Annotated in this window: 16 protein-coding genes; 12 read left to right on the top strand and 4 right to left on the bottom strand. The window is 33.1% G+C overall.

The features are described from left to right. The first annotated feature begins 17 nt into the window (after window positions 1-17). From BA768_RS03760 to BA768_RS03730, 7 genes are all read left to right on the top strand, one after another. Window positions 18-692, top strand: coding sequence for a DUF6624 domain-containing protein (locus tag BA768_RS03760; protein ID WP_065719758.1), 675 nt, complete (start codon window positions 18-20; stop codon window positions 690-692). A 140-nt stretch (window positions 693-832) separates the two neighbouring features. Further along, complete coding sequence (locus BA768_RS03755) at window positions 833-1,015, top strand: hypothetical protein (protein WP_065719757.1); 183 nt, start codon at window positions 833-835, stop codon at window positions 1,013-1,015. 18 nt (window positions 1,016-1,033) lie between these two features. After that, window positions 1,034-1,225: a hypothetical protein gene (locus tag BA768_RS03750; RefSeq protein WP_065719756.1), complete on the top strand. Its 192-nt coding sequence runs from the start codon at window positions 1,034-1,036 to the stop codon at window positions 1,223-1,225. 79 nt (window positions 1,226-1,304) lie between these two features. Then, on the top strand, window positions 1,305-2,306 hold the full coding sequence (gene gwsG, locus BA768_RS03745) for a grasp-with-spasm system ATP-grasp peptide maturase (protein WP_065719755.1): 1,002 nt from the start codon (window positions 1,305-1,307) through the stop codon (window positions 2,304-2,306). Between the two features lie 105 nt (window positions 2,307-2,411). Then, window positions 2,412-3,512 (top strand): grasp-with-spasm system SPASM domain peptide maturase, encoded by a 1,101-nt coding sequence (gwsS, locus tag BA768_RS03740; protein WP_083206582.1) that lies wholly within the window; start codon window positions 2,412-2,414, stop codon window positions 3,510-3,512. A 2-nt stretch (window positions 3,513-3,514) separates the two neighbouring features. Further along, entirely contained in the window at window positions 3,515-5,707 is a 2,193-nt protein-coding gene (locus tag BA768_RS03735) for a peptidase domain-containing ABC transporter (protein WP_065719754.1), read from the top strand. Between the two features lie 70 nt (window positions 5,708-5,777). Further along, the gene (locus BA768_RS03730) at window positions 5,778-7,079 is read left to right on the top strand and encodes an HlyD family secretion protein (RefSeq protein WP_065719753.1); all 1,302 of its coding nucleotides are present in this window, start codon (window positions 5,778-5,780) and stop codon (window positions 7,077-7,079) included. 129 nt (window positions 7,080-7,208) lie between these two features. On the opposite strand, the gene BA768_RS03725 is transcribed toward BA768_RS03730, so the two are convergent. Continuing rightward, window positions 7,209-8,159 carry an isopenicillin N synthase family dioxygenase gene (locus BA768_RS03725; RefSeq protein ID WP_065719752.1) on the bottom strand — a complete coding sequence of 317 codons (951 nt, stop codon included), beginning with the start codon at window positions 8,157-8,159 and terminating at the stop codon, window positions 7,209-7,211. Window positions 8,160-8,322: 163 nt separating this feature from the next. Between BA768_RS03725 and menD the strand changes: the two genes are divergently transcribed. After that, window positions 8,323-10,002, top strand: a complete 1,680-nt coding sequence (menD, locus tag BA768_RS03720) for a 2-succinyl-5-enolpyruvyl-6-hydroxy-3-cyclohexene-1-carboxylic-acid synthase (protein WP_065719751.1) — start codon at window positions 8,323-8,325, stop codon at window positions 10,000-10,002. A gap of 75 nt (window positions 10,003-10,077) precedes the next feature. Here the strand turns inward: menD and BA768_RS03715 are convergent, their stop codons facing one another. Together BA768_RS03715 and BA768_RS03710 are read right to left on the bottom strand one after the other, a co-directional pair. Further along, the gene (locus BA768_RS03715) at window positions 10,078-10,704 is read right to left on the bottom strand and encodes an aminotransferase class IV (RefSeq protein WP_065719750.1); all 627 of its coding nucleotides are present in this window, start codon (window positions 10,702-10,704) and stop codon (window positions 10,078-10,080) included. Continuing rightward, window positions 10,688-11,665, bottom strand: a complete 978-nt coding sequence (locus tag BA768_RS03710) for an aminodeoxychorismate synthase component I (RefSeq protein WP_065719785.1) — start codon at window positions 11,663-11,665, stop codon at window positions 10,688-10,690. Before BA768_RS03710 ends, BA768_RS03715 begins: the two co-directional genes overlap by 17 nt. A 47-nt stretch (window positions 11,666-11,712) precedes the next feature. Between BA768_RS03710 and BA768_RS03705 the strand changes: the two genes are divergently transcribed. The 4 genes from BA768_RS03705 to BA768_RS03690 all read left to right on the top strand — a co-directional run bounded on the left by BA768_RS03705 (window position 11,713) and on the right by BA768_RS03690 (window position 14,621). Next, window positions 11,713-12,447 carry a hypothetical protein gene (locus BA768_RS03705; protein WP_065719749.1) on the top strand — a complete coding sequence of 245 codons (735 nt, stop codon included), beginning with the start codon at window positions 11,713-11,715 and terminating at the stop codon, window positions 12,445-12,447. Between the two features lie 70 nt (window positions 12,448-12,517). Further along, a complete protein-coding gene (locus tag BA768_RS03700) occupies window positions 12,518-13,255 on the top strand; it encodes a beta-carotene 15,15'-monooxygenase (protein ID WP_065719748.1) in 738 nt (245 codons plus the stop codon). Then, the gene (locus BA768_RS03695) at window positions 13,252-14,352 is read left to right on the top strand and encodes an AI-2E family transporter (protein ID WP_065719747.1); all 1,101 of its coding nucleotides are present in this window, start codon (window positions 13,252-13,254) and stop codon (window positions 14,350-14,352) included. Before BA768_RS03700 ends, BA768_RS03695 begins: the two co-directional genes overlap by 4 nt. A 14-nt stretch (window positions 14,353-14,366) precedes the next feature. After that, entirely contained in the window at window positions 14,367-14,621 is a 255-nt protein-coding gene (locus BA768_RS03690; protein WP_051882938.1) for a DUF3820 family protein, read from the top strand. 32 nt (window positions 14,622-14,653) lie between these two features. Here the strand turns inward: BA768_RS03690 and uvrB are convergent, their stop codons facing one another. Next, window positions 14,654-16,645, bottom strand: a complete 1,992-nt coding sequence (gene uvrB, locus BA768_RS03685) for an excinuclease ABC subunit UvrB (RefSeq protein ID WP_065719746.1) — start codon at window positions 16,643-16,645, stop codon at window positions 14,654-14,656. Window positions 16,646-16,715: the final 70 nt, after the last annotated feature.

The raw sequence follows: 16,715 nt of genomic DNA, 5'->3' as shown, positions 1-16,715 counted from the left end.
ATAATAATCGTATAAGCATGGTTGAAAAATTAATTTTAATATTTATTAATTGGGTAATATTATTGTTATTGATGAATACATTTATAAGTTGTAAAAGTAATATTACAGATTACCAAATAAACAACCTTAAAAATGAAGTAGATAAAATGTATGAGATAGATCAGATAGCTGCATTTATCCCAAAAGGAAAATACGAAAAATATACTCCTCAGCAGTGGAGCGCTTTTAAAGATAGCGTTTATATTGAAAACACTAGGAAAGCTATGGAAATATATAGCAAATATGGTTATCCTGGATACAAAATATTAGATAAAGAAAGCGAACAGAAATTTTGGGCTATTATACAACATTCTGACAAATTCCCAAATTTTCAAAATAAAGTTTTAAAATCTTTAAAAAAAGAGATACAAAAAAATAATGCATCGCCAGAACATTATGCTTTATTATATGATCGTGTAAAAGTAAATAATTCTGAAAAACAACTTTTCGGAACACAATTAGATTATAAATCTAATGGGCAAGCTATACCCAAAAATGGGTTAATAGACAGTACAAATATTGATAAATTAAGAAAAGCTTATCAGCTAGGACCACTCAGAGAATATTTAAATTTCATGACCGAAAGACATTTTCAAATGAATAAAAATATTTTTGAAAAAGAAGGCATTACAGAGCCTATACTCTATAAGTAAATCTCAATCTTATAATTCTTAGAGTTAAGCAATAGAAAATATTAACTAATTCAGAAATGTTGAAAGAAAAATTTTCTTTTAACAGACGTGTTACGCTCAAAAAAATCAAAAAGAATCTTCCATAATCAAAAAAGAAATTTATGAAAAAATTAGAAAAATTACAAAGCAAAGCCATTAATAAGGCAAGTTTAAAGTATTTTATAGGTGCTTTAGCGGCAATAAGCTCGCTTGAAGCTGATGGAAAAACTTACGTAAGTACAGGCTGTGTTACTACAGCTAATACTGCGGTATATGATTGTTCAGATCATAACTGGGATAAATAATAAGTAAAAATTATTGTTATGAAAAAATTAGAAAATTTACAAAGTAAAAGTGTTAAAAAATCAAATCTTAAACATTTTGTTGGAGCATTAATGGCTATAACAGAGTTAACAGATGCAACTTTAACATTCGTTGATACAAATTGTACAACTACAGGAAAGAATGGTTCAATAGACTGTGAAGATTCTGGAGGAAAAGACTCAGATAAATAATAAAATAATCCTTGGAAGATTCTGTAACTGGAGTATGAAAATACTCCAGTTTTTAAAATAATTTTAAATTATAAGTGTAATGATTTTAATTTTTAGCCAAGCCGAGTTCGAGTATACAACTGATGTCATTTACGAATGGATTGTACATTTAGGTGGAAATGTCAGGAGAGTTAATGGAAGAACATTAATGGAAAGTAAAAACTTCAAAATAGATTTTACCTCTTCTAAAAGAAATTTAGCATTAAACGATATTAATATTGATGATGTAAATATTATCTGGTATAGAAGATGGATGGGGCAATATTCTTTTGATAAAAAAAGAGATCTAAATGCTTTTTTAAAGCGAGAATTCCGTTCTTTATCACAATATTTCTTCTCTTGTTTCAGTACAGATAAATGGTATAACAAAGATAGTTATCAAAAGGATTATGCTTCAAAATCAGCACAATTATTTTTTGCCAGCAAAAATGGATTCAAAATACCAACAACGCTTATTACTACAAATAAAAAAGAATTAGTGAAATTTATTGAAGAAAACGATTCCGTTATCATGAAACCGATTGGTGACATTGATACTTTTCATGATAAAATCCAAAAGAAAAATTTAGCTCCTTTTACAGAGCGGATTGATGAAAATATCATTAATAACCTGAAAGAAACTTTTTTCCCTACTCTTTTTCAGAAAGAAATAAAAAAGAAGCTGGAAGTAAGAGTATTTTTTGATTCAGGAGATATTTATAGTATGGCAATATTCTCAGCAAGTAACAAAGAAACAGAAATTGATTTCCGTCAATATGATAACAAATTACCAAATAGAAATGTTCCTTTTAATCTAACCGATATAGAAGAAAAAAAAATCAGAAAGTTCATGAAAGATGTGGATTTACAGACAGGATCATTAGATTTCATTTTTGATTTAAATAATGAGTTGTATTTTTTAGAAGTCAATCCACTTGGGCAATTTGGAATGGTATCACTCCCATGTAATTATAATATTGAAAAAAAAATTGCTGAAAAATTAATATTAATAGATAATGAAAAAAATAAAAATACCACTTTTAGAAAAGATGAAACCTGTTAAAGGAGGAAGTGCCATAATTATAAAATCAGATAGACATAACTCTAGCCAAACATTTAGCTTGTTATTTTATAAGCCTGTAAGTAAATTTGAAATAAAAGAACCAAAGTGAAAAAAAATATTTATTTATTTTCGTCCTGCATCCCTGTAAAGGGAGCCTCTCAAAGTTTAATCTGTGATTTACAAAGAAAAGATTTTGAAATTGTACCTAATAGTCTTTTTGACATATTAATAGATTTGGATAATGAAAGAGAATTAGAAAATATCAGGTCTAAATATCAGGATAAAGATGATCTTGAAACTTTCGATTCATACATTGAATTTTTATTAGATAAAGAATTTATATTTATTGATGATTCTTCATTAGAAAGTAGATTTCCTAAAATTAATTTTAATTTTGAAATTCCAGCTGTTATTAGTAATTCAATTCTTGATATACCAGCTAATTACAATATTAATACTGTAAAAAACACAGTTAAGCAGCTTAATCAATTAGGTTGTGAATCAATTGAAATAAGATTTTTTGGAGACTTTTATCAAAGCTATATGGAAATTCTAAAATTATTTGAAACTTCTGGTATAAGATCCATTAAAATAATCATAAATTATTCTGATTTTAGAAAAGATTTCTTTTTAGATATTGAAGAAAAATATAGCAGAGTTAGAGAGGTTTATATTTATGGTGCTCCGGATATAACTCCTGAAATTGAAACAAGACTAATGCTTATTTATTTTTTAAAAGAATCTACTTTTTCGGTTAAATCATGTGGCTTTATTTCTGATTTTTATTTTTCGGTAAACACTAAAACATTTAGTGAAAGTATTCAATATAATTCTTGCCTCAATAGGAAGATAGCTATTGATATCAATGGAAATATCAAAAACTGTCCTTCTATGGCGAAAGATTTTGGAAATATAAATAATACAACTTTAGTGGAGGCAATACAGCATTCCGAATTTAAAAAATATTGGAATGTTACAAAAGACATTATTGAATCTTGCAAAGAATGTGAATTCCGATATATATGTACAGATTGTAGAGCTTATACCGAGCGAACCCACATAAACAACAGAGGATTAGATACTTCCAAGCCTTTAAAATGTGGTTACAATCCAAATTCTGGCGAATGGGAAGATTGGAGTATCAATCCATTAAAACAAAAAGCTATCGAATATTATGATATGCAGGAATTAGTAAAAAACAAATAAAATTGAAATCTTTTCCTCATTACCTCCAACCCGACGCCAAAGACTGCGGCCCCACCTGTCTCAGAATCATCAGTAAACATTACGGCAAAAGTATTTCTTTGCAGCAAATTCGTAATCTTTCTGAAACCACTCGAGAAGGAAGTAGTTTGCTCGGTTTAAGTGACGCAGCCGAAAGTTTAGGGTTCCGTTCTTTGGGTGTTCAGATAGATTTTAATACGCTGAAAGAAGAAGTTCTATTTCCCTGTATTGTTCATTGGAACAAGCAACATTTTGTAGTTGTATATAAAATTGATAAAAATAATACTGTCTATATTTCAGATCCGAGTTATGGTTTAATTACGTACACAAAAGAAGAGTTTATTAAATTCTGGATTGGTGAAAATGCAAACGAAAACACCGAAGAAGGAATCGCTTTGATTCTTGAAACCACTCCTGCATTTTTTCAGACTGAATTTGATGACCATGAAAGCAAAGCAAGTTTTTCTTTTCTTTCAAAATATTTGTTAAAATACAAATCGCTTATTTTTCAACTGGCAATTGGTTTGTTGGCTGGAAGTTTATTATCATTAATACTTCCTTTTCTTACACAAAGTATCGTTGATGTTGGGATTCAAAACCAAGATATTAACTTTATTTATTTGGTTCTATTAGCGCAAGTCATGCTTTTTCTTGGCAGAATGGGTATTGAAATTATCCGAAGCTGGATTTTACTTCACCTTTCCACCCGAATCAATATCTCGATCATCTCAGATTTCTTTATTAAATTAATGAAACTTCCGATCAGTTTCTTTGATACAAGAATGACCGGAGATATTATGCAAAGAATCAACGATCATCATAGAATAGAGCAGCTTTTAACCAATTCATCTTTAAATACTCTTTTCTCATTAGTCAATCTGATTATCTTCAGTATTGTTTTGCTATTTTATGATTACAAACTGTTTCTTGTGTATTTGGTCGGAGCTATTTTATACATTGGATGGATCAGTTTTTTCCTTAATAAAAGAAAAGAATTAGATTATAAAAGGTTTTCGCAGGTTTCTCAGGAGCAGAGTAAAGTGATTGAGCTCATCAACGGAATGCAGGAAATCAAAATGCATAACGCTGAAAAGCAAAAACGTTGGGACTGGGAATTTTTGCAGGTTAAATTATTCAAACTGAGAATAAAATCTCTTTCCCTTGAACAATGGCAATCTGTTGGAGGGAATTTTATTAATCAAATGAAAGATATTCTGGTAAGTTTTCTTTCTGCTAAATTGGTTTTGGAAGGTAATCTTACATTGGGAATGATGCTTTCTGTTCAGTATATTATCGGGCAATTAAACAGTCCGTTACTGCAGCTGATTGACTTTATAAAACAGACTCAGGATGCTAAAATATCATTGGAGAGATTGGGCGAGATTCACGACAAGGAAGATGAAGAAAGCAAAGACGAGCAATATGCAACCGAGGTTCCCGAAAAAGATATTGAAATCAATAATATGTCTTTCAGATATATTGGTTCTGACGTTCCGGTTTTTGAAAATTTAAGTTTAAATATTCCTTACCAAAAAACAACAGCTATTGTTGGAGCAAGCGGAAGTGGAAAAACAACATTACTGAAACTTTTAATGAAATTTTATGAACCCAATGAAGGGGAAATAAAAATAGGAAATACGCAGATGAAAAACATTTCGCCAAGATTTTGGAGAGATCAATGCGGAGTTGTGATGCAGGAAGGTTATATTTTTAATGATACGATTGCTAATAATATTGCAGTCGGTGAAGATTATGTAGATAAAACAAAATTGAGAAAGGCGGTAGAGATTGCCAATATTAAAGATTTTATTGAAGGATTACCATTAAGTTACAATACCAAAATCGGAAACGAAGGACTGGGTGTAAGTGGCGGACAAAAACAAAGACTTTTTATTGCAAGAGCTGTTTACAAATCCCCGGAATATATTTTCTTTGATGAAGCAACTTCGGCATTGGATGCCAATAATGAGAAAGTAATTATGGAAAATCTTGAACAGTTTTTCAAAGGTAAAACGGCAATTGTAATAGCGCATAGACTTTCTACAGTAAAACACGCCGATAAAATCATAGTCTTAGATAAAGGAAAAGTTGTGGAAGAGGGAAATCATAATGAGTTGGTTGACTTAAAAGGTGAATATTATAGATTGGTGAAAAATCAACTGGAACTTGGAAACTAACTATACTGAATTAGTTACTTTGTCAAAGTTGAAAATCTTTGACAAAGTTTTAAAAGGCATTTATTAACAAATGAAAGAAAAAGATATTTTAGACACCATAGAACTCCGCTCAGAAAGTGTTCAGGATATTCTCACAGAACCACCACATTGGATGTTCAGATGGGGAAATACCATTATTTTCCTGATCTTGGTAATGATATTCATAATGAGCTATATCATCAAATATCCGGAATTCGTTCCCGCTACTATTATTGTGACATCCCAAAATCCGCCCGAAAAAATTGAAGCCAGAAGCAATTCAAAGATTGAGAAAATATTCATCAAAGATCATCAGAAAGTAAAAAAAGGTGATATAATGGTTGTTTTGCAGTCGACGGCAAATTATAAAGATGTTTTAGAGCTCAAGAAACTTGTAGATTCTCTTTCTCCGGGTCAATTGCTTTCTTTTCCTTTAAGTAAAGCTTCTCATTTTAAATTGGGAGAATTACAGGGAGATTATAATAGTTTTGCAAAAGCATTTCAGGATGAGAGTCTTTTTACGAGATTGCAACCGTATGCTCCAGAAAAACTGGCAGCAAATCAAAGTATCTCAGAATCTCAAAGCAGAATTTTAAACTTAAAACAGCAAAAAAGTTTAGAATCAGCAAAATATGAGCTGACAAAAAAGAATTATCAGCGATCTCAGGAACTGTTTAATCAGGGAATAATCCCTGCGATGGAAATGGAGAACGAGAAAATAAAATATCTTCAAGCTCAGCAGAATTTAGAAAATATTAATATTTCTATTTCTCAGATGCAGGAAGGAATTTCTAATCTTCACAAAACCAAAAGCGGAACAGCAATCAATACAGAGAAAGATAAAATTAATTATTCTTCACAAACGTTGCAGCTTTTCGAAAACCTAAGAAAATCGTTGAAACAGTGGGAGCAAAATTATCTCATTATTTCGTCGACTAACGGAGTGGCGAGTTTTCAGCAGTTTTTTGGTGAAAATCAGTTTGTAAAAGCAGGTGATCCTATTGTTTCAATTTTACCGGATCATACGAGTCAGTTAGTTGGTAGATTGTCTGTTCCTACAGCAAATTCCGGGAAAATTATTCCGGGAGAAAAGGTTTTAATTAAATTAGACAATTACCGCTTTCAGGAATACGGAATTATTGAAGGAAAAGTGAAAAATATTTCCATGATTCCGGATAATAAAGGAAATTATTATGTGGATGTTGTTTTACCTAAAGGTTTGAAAACTTCTTACAACAAAACTTTGAAATTTGATAAAGAATTAAGGGGAAATGCAGAAATCGTAACGCAGGATCTAAGACTCATTGAAAGATTCTTCTATCAGATCAGGAAATTGCTGGGGTATCAATCATAAATCAAATTCAACTAAAAAAAATCTGTGTCAATCTGTGAAATCTGTGGGGAAATTACTATCAATGGATTTCACAGATTGAACTGAAGCTGCTAAAAATAAAAAAAACCGAACTTAACGTCCGGTTTTCATTTATTTTTTAATCAATCCCAATTCAATTAATCGTTCATGCAAAAACTCTCCTGCCGTTGTATCTTCATACAGTTTAGGATGGTTTTCATCTACGCAGTTTTCTAAGGCATTCAACGACATTTCGCTTATCGGATGCATAAAGAAAGGAATGGAATATCTTGAAGTTCCCCACAATTCTCTTGGCGGGTTTACTACTCTGTGAATCGTAGATTTCAATTTATTGTTCGTGTGTCTTGAAAGCATATCTCCAACATTGATCATCAATTCATCCGGTTCTGCAATAGCATCAATCCAATCACCATTATGATTCTGAACCTGAAGTCCTTTTCCCTGAGAGCCCATCAAAAGGGTAATCAGATTAATATCTCCATGTGCAGCAGCTCTTACTGCATCATCCGGTTCCTGAGTGATTGGCGGATAATGAATGGGTCTAAGGATAGAATTTCCTTCAGCTATTTTATCATCAAAATAAAATTCATCAAGACCAAGATATAAAGCCAATGCTCTCAAAACATATTTTCCTGTTTTTTCAAGCATCTGGTAAGTTTCTTTACCCACTTCGTTGAACTTCGGTAGTTCATCAACGATTACGTTATCAGGATATTTGCTTTTGTATTTTGAATCATCCGAAACATACTGCCCGAAATGCCAAAATTCTTTCAAATCTCCTTTTTTAAAACCTTTTGCAGTTTCTTTTCCGAAACCTACATAGCCTCTTTGTCCTCCGATTCCGGGAATTTCGTACTTTTGTTTAGTTTCTGTTGGGAGTTGAAAGAAGTTTTTAACTTCGCCATAAAGATCGTCTACGAGTTTGTCATCCAGGAAATGTCCCTTTAAGGCTACAAAACCAATTTCTTCGTAAGCTTTTCCGATTTCATTTACAAATTTCTGTTTGCGTTCCGGGTTGTCCGAAAGGAAATCACGCAGGTCTACACTAGGTATTTTATCCATTTTATAGAAATTTTACGTGATGCTAAAATACATCTTTTTTAAATTAAATCATTTTACAATTAATTATTTATAAACTAAATTTGTCTCATGAAATCGCAATGCCGCAACCGGTAAATAAATTCGGTAGAATCTAAACGATTACATTAACAATAGAAATCTTCAAATGAAAAAATATTCTTCCAAAAGAAGTATTCAGGTACTTGCAAATCTTCTTCAGCAATATCAAATTTTAGACGTTGTCATCTCTCCGGGATCAAGAAATGCTCCTTTGGCGATTCATTTTTCGGAAATGGATGATTTCAACTGTTTCAGTATTGTGGATGAAAGAAGCGCAGCTTTTGTAGGAATGGGAATGGCGATGAGCGAGAAAAAACCGGTTGCAATTACCTGTACAAGCGGTTCTGCCGCAGCAAATTATTATCCCGCCATTACCGAAGCTTTTTATTCGAATATTCCTTTGCTGATTTTAACTGCAGACCGACCGACCGATTATGTGGATTTGTTTGACGGACAAACCATCAGACAAGACAATCTTTATCATCAGCACTCTTACGGTGATTTTCAATTGGTGGAAGATTCAAAGGATAATGCGGAGGAAATAAATTCAGATATTATCAAAAAAGCCATCGAGCTTTGTTTTGAAAAACAAGGTCCTGTTCACATCAATATTCCTCTGGAAGAACCTTTGTACGAATTGGTTTCAGAGCTTCCTACTTTTCCTCAGGTGGAAAAAACTATTAAAAAGAAAGACTACGAAATTCCTTCAAATCTTGTCGCAGACTGGAATACTTCCCAAAGAATTATGATTTTGGTCGGAACCAGAGATTACAGTCCCGAACTGGAAAATCAGCTGACGCAATTGGTGAAAAACCATTCGGTGGTTGTTTTAACTGAGGCTAACTCAAATGTATATCACGAAAAGTTTTTCAGACATATCGACCGGTATATTTTTAATTTTTCGGAAGAAGATTTCAAAACATATGCTCCGGATCTGTTGATTACAATCGGACAGAATGTGGTTTCCAAAAAAGTAAAAATGTTTTTAAGAAATGCACATCCGAAACAGCATTGGCATCTTGATGAGGTTTGGCAACCCGATACGTATTTTGCCTTGACTCAGAAACTGGAGATTAAACCTGAACTTTTCTTTGCTAAATTATTGAATTTCATTAATCTGGAACCCAAACCATATTTTAATCTTTGGGATGTTTTAAGAGATAAAAAAGATAAAAAACACAAGGATTTTTTAAATTTAATTGAATTCTCAGATTTTTATTTCTTCAACAAAGCTTCACAAAGTATTCCGGAGCATTATAATATTCATCTCAGCAATTCTTCAGCAATTCGCTATGCTCAGTTATTTGATTTCGGAAAAAGAAAAATCTATTGCAACAGGGGTACAAGCGGAATCGACGGTTCAACTTCCACAGCCATGGGATTTGCCATTAAAAATGCAAATCCGACGGTTTTGATTACGGGAGATTTGAGTTTTTTCTATGATATTAATGGGCTTTGGAATCAATATATTCCACCATTTACAAGAATTATTATTTTTAATAACGGGGAAGGAAATATCTTTAAAATCATTCCAGGACCGGGAAATGCAAACTCGAATACGGTGGACGAATTTATCTCGACGAAACATCAGAAGAATGCGGAATTTTTAGCAAAACATTTCGGCTTTTCTTACGTAAAAGTGGATGATGACGGAACTCTGGATCGTGTTTTTGAGAATTTCTTCAAACCGGATGCTCAGCCTAAAATCATGGAAGTCAACACGCAAGGTAAAACCAATGCCGATACACAGAAAGCTTATTTTAATTTTTTGAAAGAAAGTAAGTAATTTACCCTCGCAGATTTTACAGATTACGCAGATTTAAAAAAGAATATGTTTAATCTGTAAAATCTGCGAGAGACATTAAATATCTAAATAATCATCATTTCCTGGAAGATTAATGATCTTATGAATCGGGTAAATGAACATATCATCGAAGTCATTCAGTGCATTAATTAACTGAAAATGTGAGAATTCTTTAATGTTCTGCATCGTAATTTCCGCTTCCTTGATTTTCTTCTTTTTCAGTAAATTTTGTCTTTGCACGCCATTCAACAGATAGGTTGTCGGTGTAAACCAATCTTTCCCTTTTTGAAACAGGATATTTGAAAACGAAGTATCGGTAATATGGTTGTTTTTAACAATGATAATCTCTTCAGCTTTTGATTTCATCTTCATTTTTTCAAACTCTTTACGGTCTTCAAACTTGAAAGAATAATCATAGCTGTTGTTCTCGATCAGCTGAAAATCCTGAATTTCCGGAATTGCGTAAGGAATCATCTGTGTTCTGAATCTTTTATCAAGGTCATAAACAAGTCTCATTTTATAAAGGCCATCTTCATCATGCTCCAGATTTTTGAAGATTTTTGCCAAATCAATTGAGCCTTCTTTCCCAAAATGGGCGAAAGTTTCGTTCACACGTTTCTGATGAAACTCCAGCAGGAATAATTCCTGATCTTCTACTTTAATGCTTTCAATGAATTGGGACATAGATTTTGTTTTTCATTTCCTGATATTCGTCTTCTAATTTACTCATGTGTGTAATTCCGCCACCACTTTTGAAATAGAGATCGTCGCCTTCTTTTTCGATAAAACGAATCATTACGCAACTGTCTAAGTTTTCGCCATCAAACCAACCGCAAACTCCGGTGTAAAAACCTCTGTCGAACCCTTCTGCTTCGAGAATAATTTCTAAGGTTTTAGGTTTTGGTGCTCCTAAAATTGAGCCAGCCGGAAGAAGTTTCTGCATAATGCTTCCAATCTTTCCTTTAAATTCAGGCTTTATATGACCTGAAATTTCCGAGCTCATCGCAAAAAGATCTTTTTGATGGGTTTTCAGAAAATCAATGTACTGAAATTTATCCACCTTCACATTATCTGCAACCATGCTCAAATCATTTCGTAACAGATCTACCACGGTATAATGTTCTGCCTTTTCTTTTTTATCATTTTTCAAAACTTCGGCAGCATTTTCCACAGAAGCATCAATCGTTCCTTTCATCGGATAGGTCAGAATTTTATCATCAATAATCTTTACGAAAGTTTCAGGAGAAAAAAATACGAAAAAATCTTTAAATAAAACTTTATATTTTGCCTTTGAATGATGAAAAATTTCTTCTAAACTTAAATTGGTTTCAATTCTTGTTTTTCGGGTGTAATTGGTTAAGTATGAGTTTCCTAACCGAATATTGTCCTGAACATGATCAAATCCTTTTCTGAAGTTTTCAAGAGTTTCCGGATAAGATTTCCATTCCGTTTTTTTTTGTAATGCTTCCTGTTTTTTTGTGTTCGAAAATATTTGAAAATCAATAAGTAAGCCTTTTTCAGAAAGTTCATTTTCTTTGCAGATTTCTACCTGATCAACAAGAAAATCGATGATAAAGAAAAACGGAACTTTCTGCCGTGAAAGTTCGTCCATTTCCAAAAATTTTTGATGATTCGCTGAAAACATTCCGCAAAAGTAGTTATTGATGTTTACTTTTGCATAAAATTTTTTCAATGCAGGAGAACTATCCACAAAAACCGGGACTCGATTTTATTTTAAAGCAGGCTTTTTTTTACTGGAACAAAACTTTACTATACCAAATTTTATTTACGATAATTTACGGAACTATATTTTTTGCAGTTTCATTTTATATTATGCAGCGATTTGGGATTTATGATCAGTATGCTGAAGCTTTAGAAGATTATTCTAAGGTGGGAATAAGCGGGCTTGAAGAACTAAACGAAAAGTTGGCAGCAATAAGAAATACAGAGAATTTTGCTTATGCTTTGTATGGTTTTATGGCAGTTTCTGCTTTTTTATTTCCTATGAATTTAGGTTTTTTTCAGATTTTCAAAAAAATAGATTTGAAAGAAGATATCGGTATTGGCGATTTATTTGTGGGTTACAACGGGATCAATTTTTTCAGATATGTTTCTTATTTTGTTTTCTGGTATCTGGTTTGTGAGATCCTCAAAATTACACTTATCTTACCTCTTTTCTGGATCATGGTTACAATTTTGGTGGCTCCTTTGATGTTCTTTCATAATAAAACAACTTTCGAAGCTATTTCGCTAAACTGGAAGGCTTTTAAAATGTATTTTCTCGAGATTTTAGTCTGTACGATTGTAGCTGTATTATTTAAGTACATCGGGTTTGCCTTATTTTTTGTTGGCGCTTTGCTTACTTTTCCTTTCTGGAATGCGATGATATATTCACTTTACAAAACAATTTTTAACGAAAAAAGCTAAAGTTTTTACATTATCTGGTGTTTTTGTTCTTAAATAAATTAAATTTGAGAAACATTAAAAATTAAACACCATGTCAGAATTTAACGAATTTGATCAACAGGGATCTGTTCCTGAAAGAAGTACAGGCTCCATTATTTCTCATGCTTTCGAAATGTATAAAGGCGTTTTTCTTTATGGTCTCGTGGCAATGATCATTTATCTTATAGGAGATTTTGTTATTCAATCAATTTCCGGATTTGGTTCCTGGACGAACTACAGTGATTTCAAAGATTTTGATGAAGATTCTTACAGAGAACTTTTACTTAATCGTCCCGGAGTAAGTTTATATTACTCATTTGCCGGAGTATTGAGCATTCTTCTTTCTCCACTTTATGTGGGATTAATTTACATTACCAATAAATTTAATACTAAAACTCCAATCGAGTTTACTGATCTTTTTATTGGTTACCGTCAAAATTTAGGAAATATTTTGTTGTATAGTCTGATTACCAATATTATTTTATTTATAGCGGCAATGCTTTGTTTGCTTCCTGTAGTTTTTGTTTTTCCTTTATTTTTATTAGGCTATCCTATTTTGTTATTTGAAAATGCAAATGCGATGGATGCGCTTTCGAAAACCTTTAATATCGCTAAAGAAAACTATAGTGTTTTCTTGGGAACCGGACTTTTAAGTGTCATTATCAGTATAGCGGGAATCGTTTTATGTTGTGTTGGTATAATTTTTACTGCACCGTTTATTTATATTGCCATGTATTCGCTATACTGTGCATATTTAGGTAAACCACGACAAATAACATACAATAAATGACACCACACCACAAAGAAAACCAGATCAGCAGTGTAGTTATAAAACAGATCTTTTTGCTTGCCATTATTTTGATTTTGGCGGCATTAATCTGTTTTAATCTTGCTATGTTTATTCCTTCTGTTTTAGGAGCGATTACCATTTATGTAGTCTGCAGAAAATACAACCTTTACTTACAGGAAGAAAAAAAATGGAAACCTTGGGCTTCTGCTTTGGTTTTGATGTTGGCGAGTTTAATTGTGATTATTCTTCCGATATATTTTATTGCAGATTTACTCATTGAAAAATTAGGAAATGCGCAGGCGTACATGACCAAATTCAACGTATTTGTTGATAAAATTCATGATTTTGTTTATTCAAAAACTCAGGTGGATCTTTTGAGCAAAGAAAATATGACGAAGCTGAAAGATTCGGCTGGGCGTTTTTCTACAAAAGCTTTGAGCGGAACATTTAATACCCTGACTGTGATTATGTCAATGTATTTTATCCTCTATTTTATGTTTGAAAAGCCAAGGCTTTTTGAAAGGATCTTAGCTTCTGCGGCACCGTTGAAAAGAGCCAATGTATCTTTAATAGGAGAAAAAATGAGAAAGCTGATCATGGCAAATGCAATCGGACTTCCCGTTGTAGCATTGGGGCAGGGAATTATTGCAATGATAGGATATTTTATTTTTGGTGCGCCAAGTCCTATTTTATTATTTGCTTTAACGGCTGCAGCATCAATGATTCCGGTTGTAGGAGCTGCGATTGTATATGTTCCGATCTGTATTTTTATGATTGCTGAAGGGCAGACCGGGCCTGGAATTGGTCTCGGAATTTATTGCCTGATTGTAGTAGGTTTAACGGATAATGTCCTTCGTTTCACTTTGCTTAAAAAACTTGAAGATATCCATCCTTTAAATACGGTTTTCGGAATCATTATGGGTATGAGTCTTTTTGGGTTTATGGGATTGATTTTTGGGCCTATTTTAGTATCATTTACCTTGCTTTTGATTCAGGTATACCGAAATGAGTTTTCGGATGACGAAACGCCTGAACTCCAACTTTCAGAAAAAGATAAGAATGAAGATCTTGAAAATAAAATAGATTTGATAGTTTAAAAATGGAGCAGGGAATAAATCCTGAGATTTTACAGGAAATATGTGTCGTAAAAATGCCTTTCGGTAAGTATAAAGATACCATTTTAGCTGATCTTCCAATCAGCTATCTTGAATGGTTCCACCGAAAAGGAATGCCGCCGGGAAAACTGGGAATGCAGCTTTCTACGATTTATGAAATAAAATTAAATGGTCTGATGGATCTGTTGATCCCGATTCGTGGTGGAAAAGTGAATTATGAAAAACCTAAAACGAAGATTTATAAGTTTTAGAATTTGGGCGGTTCCGTAGGAACCGCCCAAAATCAACTTTTCAAAGCAGCAATTTCATCTCTTAGCTTTGCCGCTTTTATAAAATCTAAATTCTTCGCGGCAGACTCCATTTCTTTTTGTTTTTGAACGATGATTTTCTCTACATCTTCAGAAGAATAACTTGCTTTTGTTTCGGCAACTTTTTGTACAATTTCTTTTTGAGTGTATCTTTCGTCTGGAAAATCTTTACTTCTTCCGACAAGATTTTCGGAGATTTTTTTATTTAATGCGGTCGGAACTTTGCCATGCTCTTCATTATAGGCTATTTGTTTTGCACGGCGATATTCGGTTTCATCTAATGTTGCCTGCATCGATTTCGTAATTTTGTCAGCGTACATGATTGCTCTTCCGTTGATATTTCTTGCGGCACGACCTACGGTCTGAATCATTGATCTTCTGCTTCTCAACATACCTTCTTTATCGGCATCCAAAATCGCCACCAAAGAAACTTCCGGTAAATCTAAACCTTCTCTTAGTAAATTAACGCCAATTAAAACATCAAATACGCCTAAACGAAGATCCTGCATGATCTGAATACGTTCCAAAGTTTCAACATCAGAATGAATATATCTTGTTCTGATTCCGAATTTTGTAAAATATTTCGTCAATTCTTCCGCCATTTTCTTGGTTAAAGTTGTCACTAAGACTCTTTCGTCAATTTCGGCTCTCTTATTGATCTCCTCCATTAAATCATCAATCTGATTAATGGTTGGTCGGATTTCAATAATCGGATCTAAAAGTCCTGTTGGACGAATAATTTGTTCAATATATTCTCCACCTGTTTTTTCCAATTCATAATCTGCAGGAGTTGCGGAAACATAGATGACCTGATTCTGAATGGCTTCAAATTCCTCAAATTTTAAAGGTCGGTTATCCATTGCAGCGGGAAGTCGGAAACCATATTCTACCAAAGCTTCTTTACGGCTTCTGTCGCCGCCATACATCGCATGAACTTGTGGAACGGTAACATGGCTTTCATCGATTACCATTAAAAAATCTTTCGGAAAATAATCTAAAAGACAGAAAGGCCTAGTTCCGGGAAGCCTACCGTCAAGATAACGCGAGTAATTTTCAATTCCTGAACAGTAACCCAATTCTTTGATCATTTCAAGGTCGAGTTCGGTTCTTTCCTGAAGTCTTTTTGCCTCTAAAGGTTTCTCAATGGATGAAAAGAAATCCACCTGCTTTACCATGTCATCCTGAATATTTTTGATAGCTCCGTTCAATGTCTCCTTGGAAGTCACGAAAAGATTTGCCGGGTAGATCTGAATCTGTTCAAAATTTGACGTTACATTTCCAGAAACAGGATCAAAACTCTGAATTTTTTCAATTTCATCTCCAAAAAACTGAATTCTTACGCCGTTATCTGCATAAGCAGGAAATACATCAATCACATCACCTTTTACTCTGAATGTGCCTCTCTGGAAGTCCCCTAATGTTCTGGAATATAATGCGTTAACTAAAGAATGTAATAGTGCGGTTCTTGTGGTTTTTTCTCCGATTTCAAGTGAAATTAAAGATTTATGAAATTCAGTAGGATTTCCGATACCGTAAATACATGAAACGGAAGCTACAATCAAAACATCTCTTCTTCCTGAAAGTAAACTGGCCGTTGCAGAAAGACGAAGCTTCTCAACTTCTTCGTTAATGCTTAAATCTTTCTCGATATAAGTTCCCGAACTTGCAATATAGGCTTCCGGTTGGTAATAGTCGTAGTAGCTCACAAAATATTCCACCGCATTTTCAGGGAAAAACTCTTTGAATTCCATGAAAAGCTGAGCCGCCAAAGTTTTGTTGTGCGCCAAAACCAAAGTTGGTTTCTGCGCATTATTCACCACATTGGCAACGGTAAAAGTTTTCCCGGAACCGGTAACTCCCAATAAAGTCTGGTATTTTTCCCCGATTTCAATACCATTGGTCAATTTTTCAATTGCTCCCGGCTGATCTCCTGTAGGTTTATATTCTGATTGAAGATTGAATTTCATACTTCAAATTTAGGAAATAAAAAGATGTTGGGAAGTAGAGTAAAGTCATAATTTTTTTCTTTAAAACGTC

Origin of the sequence: Chryseobacterium sp. CBo1, from assembly GCF_001693475.1 — a bacterium.
GTDB classification, from domain to species: Bacteria; Bacteroidota; Bacteroidia; order Flavobacteriales; family Weeksellaceae; genus Chryseobacterium; species Chryseobacterium formosense.
Note: the sequence above shows the minus strand (reverse complement) of the source record. Positions and strands in the feature narration are given on the sequence as shown.

Bases quoted from the DNA above. Each gene is read 5' to 3' on its own strand.
- BA768_RS03760 (WP_065719758.1), top strand. From the start codon at position 18: ATGGTTGAAAAATTAATTTTAATATTTATTAATTGGGTAATATTATTG.
- BA768_RS03755 (WP_065719757.1), top strand. From the start codon at position 833: ATGAAAAAATTAGAAAAATTACAAAGCAAAGCCATTAATAAGGCAAGT.
- BA768_RS03750 (WP_065719756.1), top strand. From the start codon at position 1,034: ATGAAAAAATTAGAAAATTTACAAAGTAAAAGTGTTAAAAAATCAAAT.
- gwsG (WP_065719755.1), top strand. From the start codon at position 1,305: ATGATTTTAATTTTTAGCCAAGCCGAGTTCGAGTATACAACTGATGTC.
- BA768_RS03730 (WP_065719753.1), top strand. From the start codon at position 5,778: ATGAAAGAAAAAGATATTTTAGACACCATAGAACTCCGCTCAGAAAGT.
- BA768_RS03725 (WP_065719752.1), bottom strand. From the start codon at position 8,159: ATGGATAAAATACCTAGTGTAGACCTGCGTGATTTCCTTTCGGACAAC.
- menD (WP_065719751.1), top strand. From the start codon at position 8,323: ATGAAAAAATATTCTTCCAAAAGAAGTATTCAGGTACTTGCAAATCTT.
- BA768_RS03715 (WP_065719750.1), bottom strand. From the start codon at position 10,704: ATGTCCCAATTCATTGAAAGCATTAAAGTAGAAGATCAGGAATTATTC.
- BA768_RS03710 (WP_065719785.1), bottom strand. From the start codon at position 11,665: ATGTTTTCAGCGAATCATCAAAAATTTTTGGAAATGGACGAACTTTCA.
- BA768_RS03705 (WP_065719749.1), top strand. From the start codon at position 11,713: ATGCAGGAGAACTATCCACAAAAACCGGGACTCGATTTTATTTTAAAG.
- BA768_RS03700 (WP_065719748.1), top strand. From the start codon at position 12,518: ATGTCAGAATTTAACGAATTTGATCAACAGGGATCTGTTCCTGAAAGA.
- BA768_RS03695 (WP_065719747.1), top strand. From the start codon at position 13,252: ATGACACCACACCACAAAGAAAACCAGATCAGCAGTGTAGTTATAAAA.
- uvrB (WP_065719746.1), bottom strand. From the start codon at position 16,645: ATGAAATTCAATCTTCAATCAGAATATAAACCTACAGGAGATCAGCCG.